Annotated in this window: 28 protein-coding genes; all 28 read right to left on the bottom strand. The window is 60.2% G+C overall.

Annotation, left to right across the window (positions count from 1 at the left end; all coding sequences use genetic code 11):
• Positions 1-230: 230 nt before the first annotated feature.
• A complete protein-coding gene (flhB, locus tag AC515T_RS08165; protein ID WP_496532090.1) occupies positions 231-1,367 on the bottom strand; it encodes a flagellar biosynthesis protein FlhB in 1,137 nt (378 codons plus the stop codon).
• A 3-nt stretch (positions 1,368-1,370) separates the two neighbouring features.
• A complete protein-coding gene (gene fliR / locus AC515T_RS08160; RefSeq protein ID WP_496532089.1) occupies positions 1,371-2,153 on the bottom strand; it encodes a flagellar biosynthetic protein FliR in 783 nt (260 codons plus the stop codon).
• Between the two features lie 4 nt (positions 2,154-2,157).
• The gene (gene fliQ, locus AC515T_RS08155) at positions 2,158-2,427 is read right to left on the bottom strand and encodes a flagellar biosynthesis protein FliQ (protein ID WP_024618176.1); all 270 of its coding nucleotides are present in this window, start codon (positions 2,425-2,427) and stop codon (positions 2,158-2,160) included.
• 23 nt (positions 2,428-2,450) lie between these two features.
• On the bottom strand, positions 2,451-3,200 hold the full coding sequence (fliP, locus tag AC515T_RS08150) for a flagellar type III secretion system pore protein FliP (protein WP_496532088.1): 750 nt from the start codon (positions 3,198-3,200) through the stop codon (positions 2,451-2,453).
• Positions 3,200-3,610 carry a flagellar biosynthetic protein FliO gene (gene fliO / locus AC515T_RS08145; protein ID WP_496533091.1) on the bottom strand — a complete coding sequence of 137 codons (411 nt, stop codon included), beginning with the start codon at positions 3,608-3,610 and terminating at the stop codon, positions 3,200-3,202. The genes fliP and fliO overlap by 1 nt, the downstream gene beginning before the upstream one ends.
• Before the next feature lie 27 nt (positions 3,611-3,637).
• On the bottom strand, positions 3,638-4,096 hold the full coding sequence (fliN, locus tag AC515T_RS08140; RefSeq protein ID WP_053120289.1) for a flagellar motor switch protein FliN: 459 nt from the start codon (positions 4,094-4,096) through the stop codon (positions 3,638-3,640).
• Between the two features lie 71 nt (positions 4,097-4,167).
• Positions 4,168-5,136: a flagellar motor switch protein FliM gene (fliM, locus tag AC515T_RS08135; protein WP_122569006.1), complete on the bottom strand. Its 969-nt coding sequence runs from the start codon at positions 5,134-5,136 to the stop codon at positions 4,168-4,170.
• A gap of 9 nt (positions 5,137-5,145) precedes the next feature.
• Positions 5,146-5,649: a flagellar basal body-associated protein FliL gene (gene fliL, locus AC515T_RS08130; protein WP_060738644.1), complete on the bottom strand. Its 504-nt coding sequence runs from the start codon at positions 5,647-5,649 to the stop codon at positions 5,146-5,148.
• A 223-nt stretch (positions 5,650-5,872) separates the two neighbouring features.
• Complete coding sequence (locus AC515T_RS08125) at positions 5,873-7,258, bottom strand: flagellar hook-length control protein FliK (RefSeq protein ID WP_496532087.1); 1,386 nt, start codon at positions 7,256-7,258, stop codon at positions 5,873-5,875.
• A gap of 87 nt (positions 7,259-7,345) precedes the next feature.
• Positions 7,346-7,690: an Hpt domain-containing protein gene (locus tag AC515T_RS08120; RefSeq protein ID WP_003199096.1), complete on the bottom strand. Its 345-nt coding sequence runs from the start codon at positions 7,688-7,690 to the stop codon at positions 7,346-7,348.
• 31 nt (positions 7,691-7,721) lie between these two features.
• On the bottom strand, positions 7,722-9,428 hold the full coding sequence (locus AC515T_RS08115; RefSeq protein ID WP_496532086.1) for an ATP-binding SpoIIE family protein phosphatase: 1,707 nt from the start codon (positions 9,426-9,428) through the stop codon (positions 7,722-7,724).
• Between the two features lie 5 nt (positions 9,429-9,433).
• Positions 9,434-9,739 (bottom strand): STAS domain-containing protein, encoded by a 306-nt coding sequence (locus AC515T_RS08110; protein ID WP_496532085.1) that lies wholly within the window; start codon positions 9,737-9,739, stop codon positions 9,434-9,436.
• Between the two features lie 92 nt (positions 9,740-9,831).
• Positions 9,832-10,281, bottom strand: a complete 450-nt coding sequence (gene fliJ / locus AC515T_RS08105; protein ID WP_496532084.1) for a flagellar export protein FliJ — start codon at positions 10,279-10,281, stop codon at positions 9,832-9,834.
• 6 nt (positions 10,282-10,287) lie between these two features.
• On the bottom strand, positions 10,288-11,646 hold the full coding sequence (gene fliI / locus AC515T_RS08100; RefSeq protein ID WP_003199089.1) for a flagellar protein export ATPase FliI: 1,359 nt from the start codon (positions 11,644-11,646) through the stop codon (positions 10,288-10,290).
• Positions 11,636-12,496, bottom strand: coding sequence for a flagellar assembly protein FliH (fliH, locus tag AC515T_RS08095; protein WP_496532083.1), 861 nt, complete (start codon positions 12,494-12,496; stop codon positions 11,636-11,638). The genes fliI and fliH overlap by 11 nt, the downstream gene beginning before the upstream one ends.
• Positions 12,497-12,503: 7 nt before the next feature.
• Positions 12,504-13,523, bottom strand: coding sequence for a flagellar motor switch protein FliG (fliG, locus tag AC515T_RS08090; RefSeq protein WP_003199086.1), 1,020 nt, complete (start codon positions 13,521-13,523; stop codon positions 12,504-12,506).
• Positions 13,516-15,300, bottom strand: coding sequence for a flagellar basal-body MS-ring/collar protein FliF (fliF, locus tag AC515T_RS08085; protein WP_496532082.1), 1,785 nt, complete (start codon positions 15,298-15,300; stop codon positions 13,516-13,518). The genes fliG and fliF overlap by 8 nt, the downstream gene beginning before the upstream one ends.
• A gap of 15 nt (positions 15,301-15,315) precedes the next feature.
• The gene (gene fliE / locus AC515T_RS08080) at positions 15,316-15,642 is read right to left on the bottom strand and encodes a flagellar hook-basal body complex protein FliE (RefSeq protein WP_003199082.1); all 327 of its coding nucleotides are present in this window, start codon (positions 15,640-15,642) and stop codon (positions 15,316-15,318) included.
• 215 nt (positions 15,643-15,857) lie between these two features.
• Positions 15,858-17,252 (bottom strand): sigma-54-dependent response regulator transcription factor FleR, encoded by a 1,395-nt coding sequence (fleR, locus tag AC515T_RS08075; protein ID WP_496532081.1) that lies wholly within the window; start codon positions 17,250-17,252, stop codon positions 15,858-15,860.
• 5 nt (positions 17,253-17,257) lie between these two features.
• The gene (locus AC515T_RS08070; RefSeq protein ID WP_496532080.1) at positions 17,258-18,466 is read right to left on the bottom strand and encodes a sensor histidine kinase; all 1,209 of its coding nucleotides are present in this window, start codon (positions 18,464-18,466) and stop codon (positions 17,258-17,260) included.
• A gap of 110 nt (positions 18,467-18,576) precedes the next feature.
• Positions 18,577-20,052 carry a sigma-54 dependent transcriptional regulator gene (locus AC515T_RS08065; protein ID WP_003199076.1) on the bottom strand — a complete coding sequence of 492 codons (1,476 nt, stop codon included), beginning with the start codon at positions 20,050-20,052 and terminating at the stop codon, positions 18,577-18,579.
• Between the two features lie 169 nt (positions 20,053-20,221).
• Positions 20,222-20,518: a flagellar protein FliT gene (gene fliT / locus AC515T_RS08060; RefSeq protein WP_496532079.1), complete on the bottom strand. Its 297-nt coding sequence runs from the start codon at positions 20,516-20,518 to the stop codon at positions 20,222-20,224.
• 10 nt (positions 20,519-20,528) lie between these two features.
• Entirely contained in the window at positions 20,529-20,924 is a 396-nt protein-coding gene (gene fliS, locus AC515T_RS08055) for a flagellar export chaperone FliS (protein WP_496532078.1), read from the bottom strand.
• Positions 20,925-21,057: 133 nt separating this feature from the next.
• Entirely contained in the window at positions 21,058-22,491 is a 1,434-nt protein-coding gene (gene fliD / locus AC515T_RS08050; protein ID WP_496532077.1) for a flagellar filament capping protein FliD, read from the bottom strand.
• An 82-nt stretch (positions 22,492-22,573) separates the two neighbouring features.
• A complete protein-coding gene (locus AC515T_RS08045) occupies positions 22,574-22,939 on the bottom strand; it encodes a flagellar protein FlaG (protein ID WP_496532076.1) in 366 nt (121 codons plus the stop codon).
• A gap of 72 nt (positions 22,940-23,011) precedes the next feature.
• A complete protein-coding gene (locus AC515T_RS08040; protein ID WP_496532075.1) occupies positions 23,012-23,863 on the bottom strand; it encodes a flagellin domain-containing protein in 852 nt (283 codons plus the stop codon).
• Positions 23,864-24,116: 253 nt separating this feature from the next.
• Positions 24,117-24,386 (bottom strand): hypothetical protein, encoded by a 270-nt coding sequence (locus AC515T_RS08035; protein WP_496532074.1) that lies wholly within the window; start codon positions 24,384-24,386, stop codon positions 24,117-24,119.
• Positions 24,383-25,675, bottom strand: coding sequence for a motility associated factor glycosyltransferase family protein (locus tag AC515T_RS08030; RefSeq protein ID WP_496532073.1), 1,293 nt, complete (start codon positions 25,673-25,675; stop codon positions 24,383-24,385). The genes AC515T_RS08035 and AC515T_RS08030 overlap by 4 nt, the downstream gene beginning before the upstream one ends.
• Between the last annotated feature and the right edge of the window lie 60 nt (positions 25,676-25,735).

The following is a 25,735-nucleotide window of genomic DNA, read 5'->3' as shown; positions in this document are numbered from 1 at the left end:
ATATTCCCCGTGCCTGTGAAGCAAACTTTTGACGCCCGGAGGGGGCGCAGGCGGGGTATTGCAAGAAGCCTTCCAACTTTTGTCGAGGGCTGAAATAGAGGGGTTGAAGGGACATTGACCTGTGGGAGCGAGCCTGCTCGCGATAGCGATTTGTCAGTCGAACCTGCAGGTGACTGAACCCACGCAATCGCGAGCAAGCTCGCTCCCACCGGGGCGTGTGTCAGCCAGGCTCAGGAGTCACGCCGCAAATCCGGCGGGATCGGCAGGTCCTTGAGCGGTTCGGGGCGCTTACCCTTGCCGGCGCGGTGCTGACGGATCTGGTAGACGTAGGCCAATACCTGGGCCACGGCCAGGTACAGGCCCCCGGGGATTTCCTGATCGAGCTCGGTGGAGTAGTAAATCGATCGTGCCAGCGCCGGGGACTCAAGCAGCATCACCTCGTTGGCCACGGCGATCTCACGGATCTTCAGCGCCAGGAAATCACTGCCCTTGGCCAGCAACACGGGCGCGTTGCCTTTTTCGGGGTCGTACTTGAGGGCGACGGCGTAGTGAGTCGGGTTGGTGATGACCACATCGGCGTCGGGAATCGCCGCCATCATCCGTCGCTGGGAGACCTCGCGCTGCAATTGACGAATGCGCTGCTTGACCTCGGGCTTGCCTTCCTGGTCCTTATGCTCGTCGCGTATCTCCTGCTTGGTCATCATCAACTTCTGCTTGCTCTGATAGAGCTGGATCGGCACATCGATGGCAGCGATCAGGATCAGGCCGCAGGCCATCCACAACGTACTCCAGCCCACCAGCTGCACGCTGTGGATAATCGCTTGCTCCAGCGGTTCGTGAGCAATGCGCAGCAGGTCGTCGATATCGGCCTGCAGCACCGTCAGCGCGACAAACAGGATCAGCAGGAATTTCCCAAACGCCTTGAGCAACTCCATCAGCGCCGTGGTGGAAAACATGCGCTTGAGACCGGCGGCCGGGTTCATCCGGCTGAACTTGGGGGCCAGGCTACCAGCGGCGAACAACCAGCCGCCCAGGGAAATCGGGCCGATCACGGCGGCCAACAGCAAGCAGATCAGAACCGGCTGCACCGCCAGGATCGCGATCTTGCCCGAGTGCAGCAGATACTGGGACATGGCCCCAGGAGAAAGCAGCACCTCACGGGGCAGGGAGAAATTCAGGCGCATGATCTCCAGCAGGTCCAGGGCCAACCCGCCGCCATAAATCAGCAACCCGCCCGCCCCGGCCAGCATCACCGCCAGCGTGTTGAGTTCCTTGGAGCGGGCGATTTCGCCCTTTTCCCGAGATTCACGCAGGCGCTTTTCCGTGGGGTCTTCTGTCTTGTCCTGACCACTCTCGCTCTCGGCCATGGTTCAGCGTGCCTGTGCCATGTCGCGTAAAAGCTGCAAGGCCTGGGTGGCCAGCGGCTGATACTGGTTGAGGATATCCCCCAGGCTGACCCAGAAAATCACCATGCCCAGCACGAGGGTCAGCGGGAAGCCAATGGAGAAAATATTCAGTTGCGGCGCCGCACGGGTCATCACGCCAAACGCGATGTTGACCACCAGCAACGCGGTGATCGCCGGTAATACCAGCACCATCGCCGCACCCAGGACCCAGCCGAGCTTGCCGGCGATTTCCCAGAAATGATTGATCAGGAACGCATTGCCCACCGGCATGGTGGTAAAGCTCTCGGTCAAGACCTCGAACACCACCAAATGCCCATTCATGGCGAGGAACAACAGGGTCACCAGCATCGTCAGGAACTGACCGATCACTGCGGTCGTCACGCCATTGGTGGGGTCGACCATGGACGCGAAGGCCATGCCCATCTGGATCGAAATGATTTGCCCGGCCACCACGAATGCCTGGAAGAACAGCTGCAGCGAGAACCCCATCAGGGCACCGATGAGAATCTGCTCGGCCACCAGCATCAGCGCGCTGAGGTCCAGGGCATTGACCGGCGGCATTGGCGGCAGTCCGGGGGCGATGACGACCGTGATCGCCAGGGCCAGGTACAAGCGCACCCGGGTTGGTACCAGTGTCGTGCCGAAGACCGGCATGCTCATCAGCACCGCAGTGACGCGAAACAGCGGCAGGATGAACGATGCCACCCAGGAACTGATCTGGGTGTCCGTCAGCTCGAGCATCGACATGGGGTCAGCCGATCAACTGCGGAATACTGCCGTACAACTGCAGGATGTATTCCATGAAGGTTTGCACCAGCCAGGGACCGGCGACGATCAACGTCACCAGCATGACCAGAAGGCGCGGCAGGAAGCTCAAGGTCTGTTCGTTGATCTGGGTCGCAGCCTGGAACATCGCCACCAGCAACCCCACCAGCAGACTGGGGATCACCAGGATGGCAACCATCACGGTCGTCAGCCAGAGCGCTTCACGGAACAGATCTACCGCTACTTCAGGCGTCATATCGTCCTACCCGCACAAAAGACCTAAACACCGCCGAAACTGCCCGCCAGCGTACCGATGATCAACGCCCAGCCATCCACCAGCACAAACAGCATGATCTTGAACGGCAGGGAAATGATCAGCGGCGAGAGCATCATCATACCCATGGCCATCAGCACGCTGGCGACCACCAGGTCAATGATCAGGAACGGGATGAAAATCATGAAACCGATCTGGAACGCGGTTTTCAGCTCGGACGTCACGAACGCCGGCACCAGGATGGTCAGCGGCGCCTGGTCGGCACTGGGGATGTCGGTGCGCTTGGACAGGCGCATGAACAGCTCCAGGTCACTGCTGCGGGTCTGGGCCAGCATGAAATCCTTGATCGGCACTTCAGCCTTGGCCACGGCATCCTGGGCAGTGATTTTTTCTGCCAGGTAGGGTTGCAGCGCATCCTGGTTCACCCGATCGAACACGGGCGCCATGATGAACATGGTCAGGAACAGCGCCATGCCGGTGAGGATCTGGTTCGAGGGGGTCTGTTGCAGGCCCAGGGCCTGGCGCAGGATCGAAAAGACAATGATGATCCGGGTGAAACTGGTCATCAGCATGACGAACGCCGGGATGAAACTCAGCGCAGTCATGATCAGCAGGATCTGCAGGCTGACCGAGTATTCCTGGGCCCCTTCAGCGTTGGTCCCCAGGGTGATCGCCGGGATCGACAGCGGGTCGGCGGCGAGCGCCAACGGTGCGGCCAGCATCAGGGCCAATGCCAACAGAATGCGCAACGGCATTACTTTTTATCCTTCTGGTCTTTCCCCAGCAGTTCCATGAGGCGCTGGGCAAATTCGGGGCTGGCCGGCTCGGTGGAGGGCACGTGCACCGGCTCCTTGAGGACGTGCAAGGCGGTGATAGTGCCTGGGCTCAGACCCAACAGGATCTGCTCGTTGCCGACCTGCACCAGCACCAGCCGGTCGCGCGGCCCGAGCGCGCGAGAAGCGACGATGTCGATGACTTGGCCCTTGCCGGTCGGCCCTGCCTGTTGCACGCGGCGCAACAACCAGGCGAGAAAGAAGATCAAGCCCAGCACCAGCAGCAAACCGAGCACCAGTTGCGCCAGTTGCCCGGCGATCCCACTGCCCGCCGCCGGCGCAACGGCCGCCGTGGCAACCGGTTCGGCCGCCAGCACGCTCAATGGCAGCATCGAGGCTGCGACGAAGAAACCTTTCACTCAGCGCAGCTTCTTGATGCGTTCGCTCGGACTGATCACGTCCGTCAGGCGAATGCCGAACTTCTCGTTGACCACCACCACTTCGCCATGGGCGATCAAGGTGCCGTTGACCAGCACGTCGAGCGGCTCGCCGGCCAGGCGGTCCAGCTCGATCACCGAGCCCTGGTTGAGCTGCAGCAGGTTGCGGATGTTGATATCAGTGCTGCCCACTTCCATGGAGATCGACACCGGGATATCGAGGATCACATCCAGGTTCGGCCCATCCAGCGTGACCTGTTCATTGCTCTTGGGCACGCTGCCAAATTCTTCCATCGGCAGGCGGTTGGAGCCGTGATTACCGCTATCGGCGGCCAGCAAGGCATCGATGTCGGCCTGCCCGGCATCGCCGGTTTCTTCCAGGGCCGCAGCCCATTCGTCGGCCAGCGCCTGGTCATCCTGAGTATTCATATCGTTAGCCATCATTTGTCCTCGGCGGGCAAAAATCAGTAAAAAACCTAAAATCCGTTACAAACTTAAGAAGTTGACACCGCTCAGCGGCGTTCGATCGGCTCGATCACCTGCAACGCCAGGTTGCCTTTGTGAGAGCCCATCTTGACCTTGAAGGCCGGCACGCCATTGGCGCGCATGATCATGTCGTCGGGCATCTCCACCGGAATGATGTCCCCCGGCTGCATGTGCAGGATGTCCCGCAGACGCAGTTGGCGCCGAGCGACCGTCGCCCCGATCGGCACATCGACGTCGAGCACGTCCTGGCGCAAGGCGTTGATCCAGCGCTCGTCCTGGTCGTCGAGGTCCGACTGGAAACCGGCGTCGAGCATTTCGCGTACCGGCTCGATCATCGAATACGGCATGGTCACGTGCAGGTCGCCGCCACCGCCATCGAGTTCGATGTGGAAGGTCGAGACCACGATGGCCTCGCTCGGCCCGACGATGTTGGCCATGGCCGGGTTCACTTCCGAGTTGATGTACTCGAAGTTCACTTCCATGATCGCCTGCCAGGCTTCCTTCAAATCGATGAAGGCCTGTTCCAGCACCATGCGCACCACCCGCAGCTCGGTCGGGGTGAATTCACGACCCTCGATCTTGGCGTGACGACCGTCGCCACCGAAAAAGTTGTCCACCAGCTTGAACACCAGCTTGGCATCGAGGATGAACAACGCGGTGCCGCGCAACGGCTTGATCTTCACCAAGTTGAGGCTGGTGGGCACGTACAACGAATGCACGTACTCGCCGAACTTCATCACCTGCACACCACCGACGGCCACGTCGGCCGAGCGGCGCAGCATGTTGAACATGCTGATGCGGGTGTACCGGGCGAAACGCTCGTTGATCATTTCCAGGGTCGGCATGCGTCCGCGAACGATGCGATCCTGGCTGGTCAGGTCGTAGCTTTTGACGCTGCCCGGTTCAGCAACGTTTTCGGTCTGTACCAGACCGTCGTCGACACCATGCAACAGCGCGTCGATTTCATCCTGGGACAGCAGGTCCTGCACGGCCATGTCGTGTTCCTACTGCAATACGAAGTTAGTGAAGAGCAACTGTTCGATCACCACTTTACCGAGCTCTTTCTGAGCCACTTCCTGCACGCTGGCCGTGGCTTTCTGGCGCAGCATTTCCTGGCCGACGGGCGTGGCCAGGGTGTCGAAACTCTGTCCGGAAAACAGCATCACCAGGTTATTGCGGATCAGCGGCATGTGCACCCGCAGCGCTTCCAGGTCAGCCTGGTTGCGCCCTTGCAACGTAATGCTGACCTGCATGTAGCGTTGACGACCGTTCACGGTGTAGTTGGCCACGAAGGCGGGCGCCATCGGTTCGAAAATCGCCGGCTGCTTGCCCACTGGCGCGGCTTCGACCGCCACGGCCGGCTTGCTTTGAGCGCTGTGCATGAAATACCAGGTCGCCCCCACGGACACGCCGATCGCCAGGAGCAAACCCACCACGATCATGATGATCAGCTTGAGTTTGCCTTTGGTTGCAGGGTCTTTTACAGCTGCTGCTTCACTCTTCGCCATGCCAATAATCCGTCACTAATCGGGGTTTTCACTGTTGCACGGCAAGGCTGGAGCAAGTGTTATGCCAGAAGTGTCGGAGGGAACAGACAGCGATTGATCGGACTAACGCCAATCAATGTGGGAGCGGGCTTGCTCGCGAATACGGTCTGACAGCCAACACAAGTGTTGAATGTTAAATCGTATTCGCGAGCAAGCCCGCTCCCACAGGATTTACAGCGCCTGATCAGGCGTAGTAGTCGACCGCGCTGGTGCCAATGACGCTGGTCGTGCTGGTGGCCACTTCAGCGATGCTGGCCGGAACAGCTTCGTCCGCGGAATCCACCAGCCCGCCGGAGGATGTCGCACGTCCAGCGCGGGCCTGCTGCTGGGCTTGCTGTTCCTGGTTCTGCGAACCCCGGGATTGATCCGACACGCTGACGTCGACCTGGCCCATGCCCTGCTGGGTAAAACTGTCCCGCAGGCGCTGCATCTGGCCTTCGAGGGCCTCGCGAACACCGGAGTGGGCGCTCATGAACGTGACCTGGGTCTGCTGATCCGGGACCATGTTCACCCGGATATCCAGGCGCCCGAGTTCAGCGGGTTGCAATTGGATATCGGCCGCCTTGAGATTGACGCTGGACAGGTACATCACCCGGTTGACCACCTCTTCGGTCCAACCGCTCTGATTCATCGCGATAGGTTGGTTGACCGGCACCGCGTTGGCGGTTTTAGGTGTAGCAGCCTGGGTCAGTGCGGCCAGGCGGTTGGCGAAATCATCCACACGGGTGTCGCTGGAGGCGGCGCCCAAGTCCTTGAGACCCTCGCTGATCAAGCCACCGAAGGCCTTGTCGCCACCCTGGCTGCCGGACTCGGTACTGTTCTGATCGGCTTGCACGCTGAGCATGCTCGCCATGCCGGCGGCAAAGGTCTGCGCTGACGTCGGCTCACCGTCGAGCGATGCCGGGGCAGCGCTCTTGGGCTGCGCTTGACTGGCGGCGGAAACATGACCGCCCTGCTCCATCGCCAAGCGCAAGGCGGGTAATGCGTCGAGAGGGTCGGCTTCCGGGTCGAAGGTCGGATCGACGACCGGGACTGCAGGTTGGGCCGGCGCGGCCAATGGGACAACGGGCGCCGCGACGGCCGTGGCGACCTGAGCCTCAATCGTGACCACTGCGGGGGCAGGCTCCGCCGGGGCTTGCGCGACCGGCACCGTCATGTCCGGCAGCAAGCCCGGGGCCAGGCTCGGATCGACCGGTGCCGGTGCTGGTGCCGCATCCGCCACGGGCGTTTCAGCCGAGTCGGCGCTGGTATCGCTGGCGGCCTTGTCGTCGGTGCTGGTCGCTTTGTCCGCGGGCAAGGGTTTGCCGCTATCGGCAACCGTCGGTTCCGGGGCGGCAGGGATTTCGTTGCCGGTGTCTTTTTTGACGGTGTTATCGGCGGCCTGGTCGCGCGCCGATTTCACCACGGGCTCCGAGGCCGCCGCCGTTTTGGCAGGCGCCTGCTTGGCGTAGACTTGAGCGAAGCTGGAGGCTCTATCCCCGAGATCCCGGGCCGCTGCCGGTGAATTGACGGCGACCTGGGGCTTGGCCTGGACAGAGGCCTGAAGCAGTGAATTGGGGGTAACGGGCATAAAAAAGTCTCCGCTGCACTGGAATCGTAGGTACAGTCGAGACTAGGCAATGCAAGGCACGGGCCAATATTGGCCGACCGTCGAACCTCAGCAGTGGAACCCTTCGCGCTCTTCCCGGCAAAGCTTGCGGACATGGGCGAATTCACTGTCGATTTCGTTGACCAGCTTCTCGATACCGCCCAAGGACGGCTGCTTGGCACGCTGTTCCAGTTCGCCGCACAACTCGGCCAGGCGGATGGCGCCCATGTTACTGCTGCTGCCCTTGAAGCTGTGGGCGGTGGCGCTCAGTTTTTCAGCGTCCCGCGCTTCATGTAGCACCCGCAGGCGCGCCTCGGAGTCGTTGAGAAACGTATCCAGCAACTCCAGATACCCCTCCTCCATGACTTCCTTCAACGTGCTGAGCACGTCGCGGTCCAGATGAATCTCGTTCACTTGTTCGCTCCCTGATCAAGAATGACGCCAATTATGCCAGAGCCTCCCAGAAAAACTCCACGCGCGCATTACGACCATCGTCTGACCAACAGGCCTGGTGGCTCAACTGGCGCACCAGACTCAAGCCACGCCCCGACAACCGATCACTGTCCACGGGCCGTGCCAGCACCCGGGCGACATCGAAGCCCTCGCCACTGTCTTCGACCTCGATGGCCAGGCGACCACCCTCGCCGCTTGGCGAAACGTGCAAGTGCACCCGCACGTAACCGTCGCTCAGTTCATCCAGGCGCGTATTGCGCTCGCTGTAGTAGCGGGCAAAACCCGCCGCGTCACGCTTGAGGCTCGAGTCGAGCCCGAGCACCCCGTGATCCAGGGCATTGGAATAGAGCTCCGACATGACACTGTAAAGGGCGCCACTCTGTGCCCTGAGTCCATGGACCTCAAGCAGCAACTGCAACAGGTACGGCATCGGGTTGAAACGCTTGAGCGTCTGCGCCCGGAACTCGAAGCTCACCGACCAGTCCAGTGGGCTGGACTGGCCGCTATCGGAATAGACCGGTGGTGGCGGATTGAGTTGCGTCGGTGCGACCAGGCGCACCTCGACCATGCTGAAGTCGTCACGGGCCTCACCGCGAAAATCCCGCAAGGCCTGCTGGATGTCCTCAAAAAGACGGTCAGGTTCACGGTTGGCCGAAAATACCTGCTGCAACCGCTCCACGCCAAACGGCTGATCATCGCGGTCACTGGTCTCTATTACGCCATCGGACAACAGGAATACCCGATCCCCCAAAGACATCGGATGCACTTCGGTACGGTCATCGAACAAGTGCGGCGTGAGCACGCCCAACGGCAGGTGCCGCGCCGGCAATGGCGTACGCTCGCCGCTGAGGCTGTCATGCAGGTAACCATCGGGCATGCCGCCATTCCAGATTTCCACCGTGCAACGCTGGAAGCTCAGGCACAACAGCGTCGCGCAACAGAACATATCCACCGGCAGGATGCGCTTGAGCTTGGCATTCATCTCCCGCAGGATCTGCGCCAGGCCGTACCCTTTGGCCGTCATCCCGTAGAACACTTCCGCCAGTGGCATCGCACCGACCGCCGCCGGCAAACCGTGCCCGGTGAAATCCCCCAGCAAGATATGCATGTCGCCGGCCGGGTTGAAGGCAGCCAGCAGCAAGTCGCCATTGAACAAGGCATAGGGTGATTGCAGGTATCGGATGTTCGGCGCACTCAGGCAACCGGAGTGCGCGATCTTGTCGAACACAGCCTTGGCGACCCGTTGTTCGTTGAGCAGGTAGTCATGGTGCCGGGCGATCTGATCGCGCTGCTCCACCACCGTGGCCTGCAACCGGCGCAAGCGGTCCATGGCCTTGATCTTGGCCGCGAGGATCACCTGGTTATAAGGCTTGGCCAGAAAGTCGTCGCCGCCAGCCTCCAGGCACCGGGCCAGGGCTTCGCTCTCAGTCAGCGAGGTGAGGAAAATGATCGGGACCAATTGGTCCCCAGCCAGTTGCTTGATTCGCTGCGCAGCTTCGAAGCCGTCCATCACGGGCATCATCGCGTCCATCAGCACCAGGTGCGGACGCTGTTCCAGATAGATGTCGACCGCTTCTGCGCCATTGGCCGCAGTGAGTACGTGGTGACCTTGGCGGCGGACAATAGTCGACAACAGCAGTCTATCAGCGGCACTGTCTTCGGCAATCAGGACCGTCAGCGGCTCCGACGACGATGGCATGGCGATCAACTGATGTCGAACAGCTTGTCGAAATTGGAGATCGCAAGGATTTTCTTGACGTCGCTGCTGCTGTTGACGACGCGGATGTCCGACTCGTCGCCACCGGCATGATCACGTAACAGCAAGAGCATGCCCAAGGCGGAACTGTCGAGATAGGTGGCCTTCTTCAAATCCACCACAATAAACTCGGGCTTGTTATCGAGCCTCTCGTAAGACTCGCGAAACTCCTGGTGTCGCCCGAAATCGAATCGACCTTCGATCGAAATCGTCAACTTCTTCCCATCTTGGGATACTTCTGTAACGACTGACATGTTCAGCTTCCCTGTCATGGACATACGTGTACAAGGTGTAGCATCAGGTAGAGGTCTGAGCAAGGTTTTGCCTCGATCATCCGACAAAATCCTCAATAGGGATTCTGCCGCGGCAGGCGCTGGGACAATTCATCGAGCAGTTTCTGTTCGCGCTTGTCTTCCAGCTGCCGCGCCTCGTCGAGATAACGCTGGACCAGTTTGCGCAACCCTTCGACCCGGGCAAACGCCTCTTGCCAGCTCTGGCGAGCCTTTTCCAAGTTGTTCTGGTGCCAGACCAGGCTCTGGCGCTGCTGGTCGATGGCGGTGCCCAGCTGTGCCAGGAACCCCTGGTAACCCAGTAACCATTGCCCGGAGACTCCGTGGCTGCCACGGGCAATCCACTGCTCCTGGTATTCAAGCCGGAAGTTTTCAAGGTCCGCCAGCTTGCTCTCGGCGACGACCACTTGCCCCTGGAAATACGCCAGTCGCTGGACAGCGGTCTTCTCGGCCTTTTCCGCCATGTCCACCACAGGTGCCAGGCGCGCCGCACGACTCGTGGCCATGGCCGGTTACGTGCCGGAGACCGGGGCGAAAATAGTCTGCAAGTGCGCCTCGCTGGCGCCCATGCCGATGTTGTCGTTCAAGCTTTGGCGCAGGTAGACGGCCATGGCCGGGTAAAGACTGATGGCGGTGTCGGTCTCGCGGTCACCGCCGGGCACATAGGCACCGACGCTGATCAGGTCACGGCTTTGCTGGTAGCGCGACCAATATTGCTTGAACTGCTGGGCCCGCTTCATGTGTTCGGCACTGATCACCGACGGCATGACTCGGCTGATGGAAGCCTCGATGTCGATGGCCGGGTAATGCCCTTCTTCAGCCAGGCGCCTGGACAGCACGATGTGGCCGTCGAGTACCCCCCGAGCCGAGTCGGCGATGGGGTCTTGCTGGTCGTCACCTTCGGACAGCACGGTATAGAAAGCGGTGATCGAGCCACCACCTTTTTCCGCATTGCCGGCGCGCTCCACCAGCTTCGGCAGCTTGGCGAAGACCGAAGGCGGATAACCCTTGGTGGCCGGTGGTTCGCCGATGGCCAGGGCGATTTCCCGCTGGGCCTGGGCGAAACGGGTCAGCGAGTCCATCAACAGCAGGACATTCTTGCCCTTGTCGCGGAAGTATTCGGCGATGCGCGTGCAATACATGGCGGCCCGCAGCCGCATCAGCGGCGCATCGTCCGCAGGCGAAGCCACCACCACCGAGCGCTTGAGCCCTTCCTCGCCGAGGATGTGCTCGATGAACTCCTTGACCTCACGGCCTCGTTCACCGATCAGCCCCACCACGATGATATCGGCCTCGGTGAAGCGGGTCATCATGCCCAACAGCACACTCTTACCTACCCCGGTACCGGCAAACAGGCCCAGGCGTTGGCCGCGGCCGACCGTCAATAAACCGTTGATGCAACGGATGCCCACGTCCAGCGGCACACTGATGGGGTCACGCTTGAGGGGGTTGATCGTCGGACCGTCCATCGGCACCCAGTCTTCGGCCTTCATGCCGCCCTTGCCGTCCAGAGCCCGTCCGGCCCCGTCCAGCACACGCCCGAGCATGCTCATGCCCATGGGCAGGCGACCGTTGTCGGCCAGGGGCACCACGCGCGCGCCGGGCGCGATACCGGCGACGCTGCCCACCGGCATCAAGAAGACCTTGCTGCCGGAGAAGCCCATGACTTCGGCTTCGACCTGCACCGGGTGGTAGCTGTCGTCGTTGATCACCATGCAGCGGCTGCCCATGGCGGCACGCAGGCCCTCGGCTTCGAGGGTCAGGCCGACCATGCGCAGCAGGCGGCCTTCCAGGATCGGTTGGCCGGCCAGCTCACTGGCCTCGGCGTAGCTGCCCAGGCGCTTGCCGAAGCTGGTTCGCTCAAGGCGCATCGCGGCTGTCCAACGCAGAAGCATCCAGTACAGAAGCGTCCAATTCAGGCACCTCCACCTCCACATCGACCGGCGCGGCCTCAGCACCGACCCGGGGATCGTCCGGCAACTCCAGAGTCAGGTCGGCGGCGGCCGGGTGCAGGGCCTGCTCGTGCAGTTGGTCGAACAGCTTGGCCATGATCTGGCTGATACGGGTTTCAACGGTGGCGTCGATGCGGCTGTGTTCGGTTTCCACACGGCAACCGCCCGGCAGCAGCGCCGCGTCTTCGACGATGCGCCAGGTTTCTTCATGGCGCTCGCGCAGGGCCTTGACCAATTCGAAGTCCTGGGGATTGATGTACAGCCGCACGTTACCCACGCCCAACGGCAACAACTTGAGCGCTTCACGCATGACGTGTTCGATCTGGCTCGAATCGATGGCCAGTTCGCGCTGGATCACTTGTTTGGCGATGTGTTGCACCAGCCCCACCAGGGCTTTCTCGATCTGGGTGTCCTGCTCGGCAATGGGGTCGAACAGGTTGAGCATCAGCGACTCCAACGCCCGGAGCTTGGCCGTCAGCGCCACATCGGCTTCCTGGCGAACCTTGAGTGTGGTGCTATGGAAGCCTTCCTTTTCACCCACGGCGAAGCCTTCGTTATAGGCTTCCTGGCGAATGCTCTCGACTTCCTCGAGGGTCAGTGGCTGGACTTCTTCCAGCGGCACTTCCTCCGGTTCCGGCAGCTCTTCCATCGGCTCCGGCTCAGGCTCGGGCACGTGGGGATCGAAGCTGGGCAGCGACCAGACGTCGAAACCGCCGACGTCCCGGGCGCGGATCAGGTCGCTGGGTGCTTCATCACTCTTGGCAGACATAACGACCTTAGATCATCTCTTCGCCGCCCTTGCCACCGAGAACGATCTCCCCGGCTTCGGCCATGCGGCGGGCGATGGTGAGGATTTCCTTCTGTGCGGTTTCCACGTCGCTGACGCGCACCGGGCCCTTGGCCTCGAGGTCGTCGCGCAACAGTTCGGCCGCCCGTTTGGACATGTTCTTGAAGATCTTTTCCTTGACGCCTTCGTCCGAGCCCTTGAGGGCCAGTACCAGCACGTCGGACGACACTTCGCGCAACAGGGCCTGGATGCCACGATCGTCGACATCGGACAGGTTGTTGAACACGAACATGAGGTCTTCGATCTGACCGGACAGGTCTTCGTCGAATTCGCGGATCGAGTCCATCAACTGACCTTCGATCGAACTGTCGAGGAAGTTCATGATGTCCGCCGCGCGCTTGATGCCGCCCAGGGTGGTGCGCGAGGCATTGGAGTTGCCCGAGAACTGCTTCTCGAGAATCTGGTTCAATTCTTTCAAGGCCGCCGGCTGCACGGTGTTGAGCGAAGAAACACGCAGGATGATGTCCAGGCGTACCTTGTGGTCGAAGTTGCCCAGCACTTCGCCGGCCTGGTCCGGGTCGAGATAAGCCACCACGATCGCCTGGATCTGCGGGTGCTCGTAACGGATCACGTCGGCAACGGCCCGTGGCTCCATCCACTTGAGGCTGTCCAGGCCGCTGGTATTGCCGCCCAGCAGGATCCGGTCGATGAGACCGTTGGCCTTGTCCTCGCCCAGGGCCTGGGTGAGCATCTTGCGCACGTAGTCGTCGGAACCGACGCCCAGGCTGGTCTGATCGCCGACGATGTCGACGAACTCGCTCATCACCTGCTCGACCTGCTCACGGTGCACGTTGCCCATCTGCGCCATGGCCACGCCCACGCGCTGGACCTCCTTGGGCCCCATGTGACGCAGCACTTGGGCGGCGTCGGTCGAGCCCAGGGACAGCAGCAGGATCGCGGCTTTATCGACCCGGGACAATTTGGCAACAGCGGCTCGATTATCACTCATCTGCGTTAATCCACTCTTTCACGACCTGGGCCACACGACCCGGGTCTTCTGCCACCAGACTCTTGATGGCGTTCAACTGAGCGTCATAGCCTTCGCTCGGGCTTGGCAGCAGAATGCTCTGCGGCCCGCCGAGGCTGACGCGATCGTTGGCCAATTCGCCATCCAGGCCGCCCATGCCGCCCAGCTCGACATCACCCAAACCTGCCAACTGCTTGTTCTTGCCACCACCGGTGATGTTGTTGAGCACCGGACGCAGCACGCCAAACACCAGCACCAGGATAAACAGCACACCCAGTACTTGCTTGACCACATCCCAGAACCAGGGTTGCGAATAAAACGGAATATCGGCGACCACTTCACCGCGCTCCAGGGAGAACGGCACGTTGATCACGCTGACGCTGTCACCGCGGCTGGCATCGAAACCGACGGCGTCCTGCACCAGGCGAGTGAAGCGCGCCAATTCGTCGGCGCTCCATGGCGCACGGCTGGTTTCGCCGTTGGCCGGGTTGACCTTGACCTGATCGTCCACCACCACCGCGACCGACAGGCGATTCAAACGGCCCTGCTGTTGCTTGGTGTGGCTGATGGAACGGTCGAGCTCGAAGTTCTTGGTCGACTGCTGACGCTTGTCGGCCGGGTACGGCGCCAGCATCGGTTGGCCGGTGGCCGGGTCCATGATCTGCTGGCCATTGGCATCGATCAGCGGCTGGCCTGGCTGCACCATGCCGGCGGCCGCCGTGGCGCCACCAGTGGTTTGCGGCGCGCTGGCCGGCGACGGCGGCTGGTTGCTCAGGGCACCCGGTACGCCTTGCGGGCCATTGCTGGCGGTACGCTGCTCGGTCACCGACTGCTCGCTGCGCAGCGCCGGTTGGTCCGGGTTGAACTGCTCGGAAGTGGACTCGACAGCGCTGAAGTCGACATCGGCCGAGACTTCGGCTTTATAGCGATCGTTACCCAGGATCGGTTGCAGGATGTTGTGCACCCGCTGGGTCAGCATGCCTTCCATGCGGCGGCTGTAATCGAACTGCTTGCCGGCCATGGTCAGTGCGGAGTTTTCCGCCTGGTCGGACAGCAGGTTGCCTTTCTGGTCGACCACCGTGATCTGCGACTTGCTCAGCTCAGGCACGCTGGTCGCCACCAGATTGACGATGGCCACGACCTGGCCTGGCTCCAAGGAGCGGCCCGAATACAGCTCGACCAGCACCGAAGCACTGGGTTTGCGCTCATCGCGCACGAACACCGAGCTTTTCGGAATTGCCAGGTGCACGCGAGCGCCCTTGACGTTGTTCAGGCTGGAAATGGTCCGCGCCAGCTCACCTTCCAGGCCGCGACGATAACGGGTCGCTTCCATGAACTGGCTGGTACCCAGGCCCTGGTCCTTGTCGAGGATCTCGAAACCGATGTTGCCATCGGTGGGCGTCACGCCGGCGGCGGCGAGCTTGAGGCGCGCCCGCGCGACGTCATCGGACTTGACCAGCAAGGCGCCAGAGTTAGGCTCGACGGTGTAAGGAATGTCGGCAGAGGCCAGGGTTTCCATGACTTGCTTGGCATCCATGCCCTCCAGGCTGCCGTACAACGGACGGTAGTCTGGCTGCTGGGACCACAGCACCACGGCGAAACCAATCGCCACGCTGGCAGCCAGGCCGACCAACAGGCCGACCTGACGCAGCATGGTCATCTCGGAGAGATTTTCCAGGAAGGACAGGCCGAACAACGGCGGTTTGCCGTCTACCGGAGTGGCCTTGGCTGGAACGTTATCAACGGCTGCTTCTGCCATGACTCAATAATTTCCTTAAACCGGCATCTGCATGATGTCTTGGTAGGCTTGAACCAGTTTGTTGCGAACCTGGGTCAGCGCCTGAAAAGAGACACTGGCTTTCTGCGAGGAGATCATTACGTCCGTCAGGTCGACGCCACTTTTGCCAATCTCGAAAGCACTGGCCAACTGGTTCGACGCCTGCTGGGTATCGTTCACTTTATTGACGGCCTGACCGAGCATGTCGGAAAAGCTGCTGCCACCCACCTGGGGGACCGCGACCGATTTAGGCTGGGCCATGGCGTCCATCTGCATGGCCCGCATGTCCAACATCAACCGATTAAATTCAATACCTTGGCTCATGGTCTACTCTCTCTGGCGGCCCGCATTTTTTTGACACTTACTCAGCGGGTATCCAGGTATTAGCAACAAGGGTGCCAGCTCCATGGCCGCAAAAAACAAATGCGTGTGGGAGCGGGCTTGCTCGCGAAAGCGGTGGTTCAGTCAATGCAACGGTGACTGGTAAATCGCTTTCGCGAGCAAGCCCGCTCCCACAAGGGGTATTCGGTGCACATCACTCAACTGGCGAACAGATAGGCCTCGACATCCATTCCGGCGTCGCGCATCTGCGCCAACTTGTAGCGCAGGGTGCGCGGGCTGATCCCCAGGCGTTCGGCCGCCTCCTTGCGACGACCGCGTTCGGCACGCAGGGTGTCGATGATCATCTGGAACTCGCGACGCCGCAGATCATCGCCCAAGGCGCCGCCCGACTCTCCCTCGACGTCCACCGGCGACACAGGGGTTGCGGTCGGTGCCGGCGCCAAAGCGGGCAATGGCGCGCAAGCCACCGGACGGGCCAGGCAGAAATCCTCCGGCTGGATCAAGCCACCCTGCTGCAGGATCAAGGCCCGCTGAATGGCGTTATCCAGCTCTCGGACATTGCCCGGCCACGGGTAGGCAATCAGACAAGCCCGGGCCTCGGCAGACAGCCGGGCCGCCGCATGCTTCATTTTATTGACGTGTTTGTTCAGCAGGCGTTCGGCCAGCGGCAGGATATCGGCGGTGCGCTCACGCAGCGGACGCCAGGCCAGTGGGAACACCGACAGACGGTAATAGAGGTCTTCACGGAAACGCCCCGCCGCCACTTCGCCGGCCAGGTCGCGGTTGGTGGTCGCCACCACGCGAATGTCCAGGCTGATGGGCTTGCGCGCACCGACCCGCTCCACTTCCCGCTCCTGTAACACCCGCAACAGCTTGGCTTGCAGGCCCAAAGGCATTTCGGAAATTTCATCGAGCAGGATCGTGCCACCGTCGGCCTGCTCGAACTTGCCGGCCTGGGCCGCAATGGCGCCAGTAAACGAGCCCTTTTCGTGACCGAACAGTGTCGCCTCGAGCATGTTGTCGGGAATCGCCGCGCAATTGATGGCAATGAACGGTTCCCCGGCACGCCGGGATTGTTGATGAATGTAACGGGCCAGCACTTCCTTGCCCGTACCGGACTCGCCGGAAATCAACACGGTTGAATCACTGCGAGCGACCCGTGCGGCCAATTCCAGCAGTTGCGCACTGGCCGGCTCGATGGCCACCGGGCCTTCGCCCTCGACCGCAAGACTGCCCAAGGCGTGGCGCGCGACCAAATCCAGCAGGGCTTTGGGTTCGAACGGCTTGACCAGGTAATCCGCGGCGCCCTGGCGCATGGCGTCCACCGCTCGCTCGACGGCACCGTGAGCGGTCATCAGCAAGACCGGCAGTTGCGGCTGACGAGCACGCAACAGGCCGAGCAATTGATGGCCGTCCATGCCCGGCATGTTGACGTCACTGACCACCAGGCTGAATGCCTCCCGGCCCACCGCCAGCAGCGCTTCTTCCGCCGAACCGACGGCGGCGTAGTCGTGCCCGGCCAGCACCAGCGTATCGGCCAGCGCCTCGCGCAGGGCCCGGTCATCCTCAACCAGCAACACCTTGATCGCCATTGTTTTCACTCCACCCCTGGCACGCTGGAAAACAACGGCAAGCACACCGTTGCGCAGGTACCACGGCCCAGCCGCGAGCGCAGTTGCAATTCGCCCTGATGGGCACGAGCCACGGCCTTGACCACGGTCAGGCCCAGGCCGGTGCCGGTGGTCTTGGTGGTAAAGAACGGCTCGCCCAGGCGCGCCAACACGGCCGGCTCGATACCGCTGCCGTTATCGCTGACAGACAGGCGCAAGGTGTTGTCACGTGTGTACAAGTGCACTTTCAGCCGGACGCTGCCGCCGCTGGCCTGGATCGCGTTTTCAATGAGGTTCAACACCGCGCCCACCAGTGTGTCGCGGTTGCACAACACTTCACCGACGTGGCTGTCGCACTGCCAGCGGATCGGCAACTCCTGCACATGGGTCAACGCCGCGGCCTGCAACGATTGCAGCAAGACCTTGGGACTGACGCGATCGGTCAACGGCAGCTCGCCGCGCGCGAACACCAGCATGTCGCGCACCTGGTGCTCCAGTTCGTGCAGTCGCTCTTTCAAGCGCCCGGCGAAGCGTTGCTGGGTTTCCACCGGCAATTGCTGCTCGGTCAGATGACTGGCATAGAGCAGCGCGGCGGAAAGCGGCGTGCGAATCTGGTGGGCCAGCGAGGCCACCATCCGCCCCAGGGAAGACAGGCGCTCGTGGCGAGCCAACTGGTCTTGCAGGTGACGGGTTTCAGTCAAGTCATTGAGCAGTACTAACTGCCCAGGCTCGGCATCCAGCGAGCGTGTCGAGATGGACAGGCGCCGACCGTCCTTGAGGGACACTTCATGGCCGTCGTCTTCCCGGGGCGCAAAGCAGCGGGCGATGACGTGCCGCCACAGCTCGCCTTCCAAGGGCAGGCCAAGCAACTCGCAGGCCGCCGGGTTGGCTTCACGCACACGGCCATGGGCGTCGATGACGATCACGCCACCGGGCAACAGGTCGAGGAGATTTTGCAGACGATTAGCCAGGCGCTCCTTTTCCGCCAGCTCCTGCATGCGCTGGGCGCTGACCACGGCCAACTCACCCTTGAGTTCAGTGACCCTGGCTTCGAGCAGGCTGTAGGAATCAGTCAGTTGGCTGGACATCTGGTTGAACAGCGAAAATGCCTGCTCAAGTCCAAGCCGGCTTGCCTGTTCGGCGGACGGCATGTGTCCCGGTTCGAGGACAGGAGACATCTGGGCGGCTTGGGTCATCGTGCTCTCTCGCTTGGCTGACCGTCAGTTAAACGGAACGTTGCGAGGGCTATAGCAATACCCGTGCCGAAAAAAAACCGCCTGAAAATCAGGCGGTTGAAAAACAGGCGTCAATCATCCGCCTGTTCATCTCCTTCGCGACGGCTCATGCCGTACTTGCGCATCTTCTCCACCAGGGTGGTACGTCGGATGCGCAGGCGTTCTGCCGCGCGGGCCACGATACCGTTGGCATCGTCCAGCGCCTGCTGGATCAGCCCTTGTTCAAGGCCTCCCAGGTAATCCTTGAGATCCAGGCCTTCAGGCGGCAACAAGGCATTGGCGGTGAAGTCCGGCGTGTGGCCGTTGATCGCCACCCGCTCCTCCAGGTCGCTGCGCAGGCTGTCGACCATTTGCTCGTCTTCGTCGTCGACGTAGCGGAATTTCTTCGGCAGCTCGTTCACGCCGATCACCCCGTACGGGTGCATGATCGCCATGCGCTCCACCAGGTTGGCCAACTCCCGGACGTTGCCCGGCCAGCCATGACGGCACAGGGACATGATCGCTGCCGAATTGAAGCGGATCGAACCGCGCTTTTCGTGCTCCATGCGCGAGATCAGCTCGTTCATCAACAACGGGATGTCTTCGACACGCTCACGCAGTGGCGCCATTTCGATCGGGAAAACGTTGAGGCGGTAATAGAGGTCTTCGCGGAAACTGCCGACCTCGATCATGCTCTCCAGGTTCTTGTGCGTGGCGGCAATGATGCGCACATCGACGCTCTGGGTCTTGTTGCTCCCCACCCGCTCAAAGGTTCGCTCCTGCAGGACCCGCAACAGCTTGACCTGCATCGGCAGCGGCATGTCGCCAATCTCGTCGAGAAACAGCGTACCGCCGTTGGCCAGCTCGAAACGCCCGGCGCGGCTGGTGATCGCGCCGGTGAAGGCGCCCTTCTCATGGCCAAACAGTTCGCTTTCCAGCAACTCGGCCGGAATCGCGCCACAGTTGACCGGCACGAACGGCGCTTCGCGGCGCTTGGAATGGTAATGCAGGTTGCGCGCGACCACTTCCTTGCCGGTGCCCGACTCGCCCAGGATCAGCACGCTGGCGTCGGTATCGGCGACTTGCTGCATCATCTGGCGCACGTGCTGGATAGCCCGGCTGGTGCCGACAAGGCTGCGGAACAGGTTGGGTTCGCGATGCCTGCCGCGCTCGCGGGCCTGGTCGTACATCTCGCGATAAACCTGCGCGCGGTGTAGCGAATCAAGCAGCTTGCTGTAGCTGGGTGGCATTTCGAGCGTGGAAAGTACCCGGCGGCGCTGGTCTTCAGGCAAGTCAAGGGAAGAATTTTCGCCCATTAACAAAACCGGAAGGAACTCATCCCAGGTTGAGAGTGTCTTTAGCAAGCCCAAAAGCGTTGCGGGAGCATTAACGGTCCCGATAAGGACACAGATGACTTCCCGACTGGACGACAATGAGCCGACAGCCTGCTGCCAATCATGGCTTCCGCAGGGTAAATTTTCTTCGCCAAGAAAATTCAGGATCACCGCCAGGTCGCGGCGGCGGACGCTATCGTCATCGATCAGGAGAATTTTGGTTTCACGCCACATGCAATAGCAACTTCCCTAGTCAACCCAATGCCCGAAATTAGGGGGCAAGCTAGACGCTTGCAGACTTGTCATGCCTGTAGACGCCTTAAATCTGTAAACAGCTACTAGTTAAGTCAAAAAACCGTGCACAGTCAAATTTATGGCGCAACGGGCTCGGATTAACTGAGCATTAACCGAACAGATGGTAAACCTTTGCAGCGTTCTGTGCTTGATGGATCTGTTGCATCTCGTCGACGATCGCCTGACGCTCTCCTGTCGCCGCCTCCAGCAATTGCCGATACACCCCCAGCAATTCCTCAAGATTGATCCGCAACGCCGCCTCGTCCACTTGGGACTCGCCCAGGACATCTTCCATGCAGGAACGGCAAGCCAGGTCCAACTGACCAATGGCCTCCCAGTTTCGCTCGGCCAGGGCATCGACCAAGGCATCACGGGTTTGTTCGATTCGCTGCAGGACAGGACTCATGAGCGTGCTCCTAGAATTGCGGACCAGGCGCGGCAATGGCATCCCAGCCTTCCTTGACCGTGCGAAGCAGATCGGCGACTTCATCGAGGATCTTCGGGTCGGTCTTGGCGTTGGCTTCGGCCAGGCGCTTCATCATGTAGGTATAAAGATTATCCAGCTCCGTCACCGACTCGGCCTGGTTTTCCAGGTCCAAGCCTTCGCGCAGACCGCCAATGATGCCGATGGCTTTGCTGATCAGCACCCCTTTATTGGGAATATCCTTACGCTCCATAGCCCCCTTGGCCTGGGCAATGCGATCCAGCCCGCCTTCCATCAGCATCTGCACCAGCCGATGGGGGCTCGCTTCGGAGGTTTGCGCATGAGCGCCAATCTTCTGGTATTGGCGAAGGGCTAACATCGGATTCATGTTTTACCTCATTAGAAATCTTTGGTTCGTATAAACAGCGTATCGACGCCGCGTCAAAAAACTTTAGACCGAAAAACCGAAAGCCCGGAGCGCTGTCAAAACGCTGCCGGGCTTTTTTTTGCATCGGACGAAATCAGCTGTTCCTCTGTTGCGCCGTCATCGCTTCGAACATGGAAGTGATGTTGTTTGCAGTGGCTTTCAGCCTGCCGACCAGAGTGTCCATATCGTTATACTTTTTGGTCAACGACTTGGTCAGGGTGTCGATTCGGCGATCCAAAGCCGCCTGATCATCGCTCAGCTTCCTCTGGAGCTTGTCTAGATTCTTGGAACGAGCAGTCAAGATGTTATCTACCGGTTTTCCGTTAGCATCCTTCTTGCCGGTCTCGGTGTAAGGCTTGAGTGCATTCTGCATGCGCTCGATCAGACCGTTACTCCCGGTAAACAGGGTCTGCACTTCCCCACCCAACTGCTTGTCGTTCAAGGCAGTGTTGAATTTTGCACTGTCGAAATCCAAGGCACCCGTCGTCTGATTGGTTGTGATCCCCAGTTGAGATAGCACGGTCAATTTATCGCCAGCACCGGTTTCCGACAAAGGTGCACGTATGGCGGCCAGAAGCGAGCGTGGCAAAGAATCGCCGGTCAACGCCGCTGGAACCGAATTACCCTCGGCGTCTGTAGACGGTTTGGTCAGCGAAGTTACAGCCTTCGCAATGGCATTATAGGCGTCGACAAATTTCTGAATCGAAGCTTTCAAACCATCAGAGTTGGTGGCAACGGTGACGGTCGTCGGACCCGTATTGGCAACCAGCAGCGTCATACTCAGACCGGAGACAACGTTATCCAGTTTGTTGGTCGGACTGGTCATCGCCAGTCCATCGACCTTGAATATGGCGTCCTTTGCGATGCTGAGTGAACCGGAGGAGGTTGCGCTGGGCGTCCCCATCAAGGTAGAACCGTCCGCAGCCAGACTGGCAATACCGCTGAGGGATATATCATTGCCCGCACCGGTTTTTGTCGAACCCACCACCAACCTTGAACCATAGCTGTCAGTGACGATGTTAGCGGTTAACCCATTGGAAGAATACTTGCTGTTGATCGCGTCGCGGACCGACTGCAGCGTCCCGTCAGCCGGCACGTCAAGGGTGTAATTATTACCTCCCTGACTGATGGTCAGCGTACCCGCGCCTACCAGGCTGGACGCACCACCTGCAAAAGCGGCCGTAGCAACTTTTGAAGAGGTCGCCAACTGCGTGACATCTACGGAGTACGTGCCACCCACCGCCGAGTTGCCGGCCGTCACCGTCAACGCACTGGTATTGGCCGAAGTCGCCGAAACCCCGGTGAATTGAGGGGAGGTCGTACTGCCAAGGCTTTTCAGCGCGGACTCGTATGTCGCCAGCAGCGACTTCAAGGTGCCGATCCCGGAGATATCGGCCGTATTTATCTTGGTGGCACGGTCAATCTGGCCTTGCTTGGCCGCTTTGTCAGAATCCACCAATGCCTTGACGATAGCGGTGGTATCCAAGCCAGAGCCTAGACCCAAGCCAGGTAGAATTGGACTTGCCATGTGGGACTCCCTTCAGTGTGTCGCCGGTCTTTTGACCCTTACAACGCCCAAAAGAACATAACAACAGAATTCGTGCCGGTTGTCAGGCTTCAGCGCTGAACAACAAGCTGTTTGCATCATTCAAACTGTTGGCCAGCTTCAGAACTTCTTCGTTCGGGATCTGGCGAATCACCTCGCCAGAACCACTGGCGATCACTTTAACGACTACTTTGCCTGAAGGCTCATCGATAGAGAACTCCAGGTTGCGCTTGACCGACTGAACGAACTTCTCGATTTCCTGAACGGCTTTCTTGAGTTTGTCCTGCTCGGCAGCAACATCTTTCGGGGCTTCTTTGACCGGAGCTACCACAGCGACCTCGGCCCGAGGCTTCTCCACGGGTTTATCGGCCACACTGGGCGCCGGTTTCGCCGCCGGATAAGACAAGTTCAGCTTCACGCTCATATCCATGTCCATCACCTCTTGAACGGAAAAAGCGAGAGAGTACGCAAGCGCACTCCCCCGCTAAAACTCATCCAGCTATTACTGAAGCAGCTTCAGTACAGCGGATGGCAGTTGGTTGGCCTGGGCCAGAACCGAAGTGGAAGCCTGTTGCAGAGTCTGCTGCTTGGTCAGCTGGGCAGTTTCAGCAGCGAAGTCGGTGTCTTGTACACGACCCAGTGCAGCACTGGCGTTTTCATTGACGTTCTGCAGGTTGGAGATGGTGCTGGTCAGACGGTTTTGTGCAGCACCGAGGTCAGCACGGCTGGAGTTGATGGTTGCCAGAGCCGCATCGATTGCATCGATTGCCGCCGAGGTTTTGGCTTCCGAGTCAGTGCTATCGGAACCAACGATGCTGACGGTTGCCGAGTCGACACTCAAAGTTGCAGCGTCGAAGCCGCTATCCAGGGTCAGAGTGATCTGGTTGGTAGCACCGGTGTTGGAACCGACCTGGAAGGTCATGGTGCCAGCGGAACCGTCGATCAGGTTCTTGCCGTTCAGGTTGGTCGACTCGGCGATACGGGTCAGCTCGTCCGACATCTGAGCAAATTCTTTGTTCAGAGCGTCACGGTCAGCAGTACCGTTGGAGTCGTTTCGAGCCTGGACAGCCAGTTCACGCATACGCTGCAGGATGTTGGTGGATTCCTGCAGAGCGCCTTCAGCGGTCTGAGCGATAGAGATACCATCGTTGGCGTTTTTGATCGCAACAGTCTGACCGCGGATTTGCGAAGTCATACGGGTAGCGATCTGCAGGCCGGCGGCGTCGTCTTTAGCGCTGTTGATTTTCAGGCCGGAAGACAGACGGGTCATCGAAGTGGAGAGAGCATCGGAAGCCCGGTTCAGGTTCTTCTGAACGTTCAACGATGTGACGTTGGTGTTTACTGTTAAAGCCATGACGAATTCCTCGTTGGTTGGGTACTGCGGCTTCCGGCCCTGGCAACCGCCGGGTGTGGCCTAGAGAACCTTCGTAATAGTTATCGTCGTAATCGGAACTTGCTTTAGCAGAATTTTCAAAAAATTTGCCATCAGGGTGCCACCCCTCATAAATCAAGGACTTGGCCGCACCCAAAGTACGAAAAAATGACGCCAGGGAACCGCCAAGATTGGCAACCAGGTTGGCGGCCGCAGCGACGGATGGGGAAAAGAGTTAAAACGCCTGACCAGCGGTCAGCAGATCAACGCATTCGTACTCAAGATAGTCAGCCAGCGAGATCCAGTTTTGCGCCTGTTGATCGTTGAGCATCAGGGCAAGCAAATCGGCCCACAATGACTGAGCCTCGCCAGGCATGAGTTCAACCATAGGTTGCGCCGTTTCCACCAGTGCAACCATTGCCATCCCCGCCTCGACATCCCGCCCCAGACGAAACAAACGCGCGCACCCACGAGCCTCTTCAATCACAGCTGCAAACCCGATCATTGCGCAAACTCCGGATGAAAATCAGTGCCGACGATCATCGCCCCATCCCGGCTGCTGTTATAGAAACGAACCTGGGGGTGACCGGCGATAAAACGCTCCAGCTCACACAGATAGCTACGGAAGTTGAGCTGGGTCTTGACCCGTTGACCATGACCGTCGAGCACCCAATGTTTGGCCGCCCCCAGTTGCGGCCCCAAATCGCCATCGCCCCAACCCGCGTGGGTCTTGTCATGGGGAAAAGCGAAATCGGCACCGAACAGCGTGATTTGCAGAGCGCCCATTTTTACCGCCAGGTCTACGGCTGGATGGATCACGCTGCCGCCCACGTAGAGTTCCCCACGGCGCAACTGCTGACGAATCCGTTGATAGATCGGGCTAGGGGAGTAACCGACGTAACGCGGCCCCTGCCAGGCTTCGATGACGGTTGGATCAGCCATCGGCAGATAAACCAGTGAAATATCATTCGTGCCTGCGGGCGGGAGATGGCGCGCCGAAATACGCTGATCGATGCTGACCACGACATCCGGCCGGATACCGTGGTTGATTAACGGTCGGTAAGCCGTATCGACACAGATCAGCAATGGCCGCTCGGATTGCTCATTCAAGCGGCGCAACCTCTCGAAGTGCTGCTCCAGACTTGGCCCGGTGGCAATGACAAACGCTTCCCGGTGCTTGGAAGAACCAAACAGCTCGGCAACGTCGCGATCCGCCTGCACAAGGTTGTAAGTAGCTTGCAGGCGCTCAACGATCTCCGAGGACTGCGGATCAAACTCACGGTTGTTGAATGCCAGGTGGGTTTCACTGATCAACCGATCACGAATTTTCGCGTTGAAATCATCGGCCAACACCAGCTCGGCGGGCAGGGCGAAAAACGGCAGCTGGATTTCCGCCTGATCGCCAGCATAAAGCAATTCGACCCGAGGATCGGCCAGCCATGGCGATTGCTCCAGCAGCTGCAGCACCAATGCGAATACCGAACCATTGAGAATATGCACGTACAGGCGTTCAAGTCCTGTGCGCTCTAGCAACCGGTTTTGCAGATCGCCCAACCCGGTGCCATAGACATGCACGATGGCGGCGTCCAGTGACAGGCTCGCCGCTTGCAGATCGGCTTCGGCAAGACGGTCATGGCGGCTGGTCAGTTGAATGCCGTTGATGCTCAGGGTCGAGCCCAGGCCTTCCACCAGATCGGCCTGCAATCCGCCGGTCTGCTCCAGCAGCAAGCGCCCAGCCAGAGCCGGCCAGCGCTGCCCGATCACCTGGAGATTGCGCTCAAAGAACTCGCTCATGGCGTCTCGCTTTTTCATCAGGCAAAAAAATAGCGTTCAAGGTTACACCTTGGACGCTAT

The sequence above is a fragment of the Pseudomonas sp. FSO-7 genome (assembly GCF_059579345.1).
The sequence above is the reverse complement of the archived record's forward strand: the minus strand, read 5'-3'. Positions and strand labels throughout refer to the sequence as shown.

Bases quoted from the DNA above. Each gene is read 5' to 3' on its own strand.
- AC515T_RS08125 (WP_496532087.1), bottom strand. From the start codon at position 7,258: ATGCCCGTTACCCCCAATTCACTGCTTCAGGCCTCTGTCCAGGCCAAG.
- fliS (WP_496532078.1), bottom strand. From the start codon at position 20,924: ATGAATCCGATGTTAGCCCTTCGCCAATACCAGAAGATTGGCGCTCAT.
- AC515T_RS08045 (WP_496532076.1), bottom strand. From the start codon at position 22,939: ATGGATATGAGCGTGAAGCTGAACTTGTCTTATCCGGCGGCGAAACCG.
- fliL (WP_060738644.1), bottom strand. From the start codon at position 5,649: ATGGCGAAGAGTGAAGCAGCAGCTGTAAAAGACCCTGCAACCAAAGGC.
- fliF (WP_496532082.1), bottom strand. From the start codon at position 15,300: ATGGCAGAAGCAGCCGTTGATAACGTTCCAGCCAAGGCCACTCCGGTA.
- fleR (WP_496532081.1), bottom strand. From the start codon at position 17,252: ATGGCGATCAAGGTGTTGCTGGTTGAGGATGACCGGGCCCTGCGCGAG.
- fliN (WP_053120289.1), bottom strand. From the start codon at position 4,096: ATGGCTAACGATATGAATACTCAGGATGACCAGGCGCTGGCCGACGAA.
- AC515T_RS08035 (WP_496532074.1), bottom strand. From the start codon at position 24,386: ATGATCGGGTTTGCAGCTGTGATTGAAGAGGCTCGTGGGTGCGCGCGT.
- flhB (WP_496532090.1), bottom strand. From the start codon at position 1,367: ATGGCCGAGAGCGAGAGTGGTCAGGACAAGACAGAAGACCCCACGGAA.
- fliG (WP_003199086.1), bottom strand. From the start codon at position 13,523: ATGAGTGATAATCGAGCCGCTGTTGCCAAATTGTCCCGGGTCGATAAA.
- fliD (WP_496532077.1), bottom strand. From the start codon at position 22,491: ATGGCAAGTCCAATTCTACCTGGCTTGGGTCTAGGCTCTGGCTTGGAT.
- fliO (WP_496533091.1), bottom strand. From the start codon at position 3,610: ATGCTGCCATTGAGCGTGCTGGCGGCCGAACCGGTTGCCACGGCGGCC.
- AC515T_RS08065 (WP_003199076.1), bottom strand. From the start codon at position 20,052: ATGTGGCGTGAAACCAAAATTCTCCTGATCGATGACGATAGCGTCCGC.
- fliE (WP_003199082.1), bottom strand. From the start codon at position 15,642: ATGAGCCAAGGTATTGAATTTAATCGGTTGATGTTGGACATGCGGGCC.
- AC515T_RS08070 (WP_496532080.1), bottom strand. From the start codon at position 18,466: ATGACCCAAGCCGCCCAGATGTCTCCTGTCCTCGAACCGGGACACATG.
- fliH (WP_496532083.1), bottom strand. From the start codon at position 12,496: ATGTCTGCCAAGAGTGATGAAGCACCCAGCGACCTGATCCGCGCCCGG.
- AC515T_RS08110 (WP_496532085.1), bottom strand. From the start codon at position 9,739: ATGTCAGTCGTTACAGAAGTATCCCAAGATGGGAAGAAGTTGACGATT.
- fliM (WP_122569006.1), bottom strand. From the start codon at position 5,136: ATGGCCGTGCAGGACCTGCTGTCCCAGGATGAAATCGACGCGCTGTTG.
- fliJ (WP_496532084.1), bottom strand. From the start codon at position 10,281: ATGGCCACGAGTCGTGCGGCGCGCCTGGCACCTGTGGTGGACATGGCG.
- fliI (WP_003199089.1), bottom strand. From the start codon at position 11,646: ATGCGCCTTGAGCGAACCAGCTTCGGCAAGCGCCTGGGCAGCTACGCC.
- fliP (WP_496532088.1), bottom strand. From the start codon at position 3,200: ATGCCGTTGCGCATTCTGTTGGCATTGGCCCTGATGCTGGCCGCACCG.
- fliR (WP_496532089.1), bottom strand. From the start codon at position 2,153: ATGTCGATGCTCGAGCTGACGGACACCCAGATCAGTTCCTGGGTGGCA.
- AC515T_RS08115 (WP_496532086.1), bottom strand. From the start codon at position 9,428: ATGCCATCGTCGTCGGAGCCGCTGACGGTCCTGATTGCCGAAGACAGT.
- AC515T_RS08030 (WP_496532073.1), bottom strand. From the start codon at position 25,675: ATGAGCGAGTTCTTTGAGCGCAATCTCCAGGTGATCGGGCAGCGCTGG.
- fliQ (WP_024618176.1), bottom strand. From the start codon at position 2,427: ATGACGCCTGAAGTAGCGGTAGATCTGTTCCGTGAAGCGCTCTGGCTG.
- fliT (WP_496532079.1), bottom strand. From the start codon at position 20,518: ATGAGTCCTGTCCTGCAGCGAATCGAACAAACCCGTGATGCCTTGGTC.
- AC515T_RS08040 (WP_496532075.1), bottom strand. From the start codon at position 23,863: ATGGCTTTAACAGTAAACACCAACGTCACATCGTTGAACGTTCAGAAG.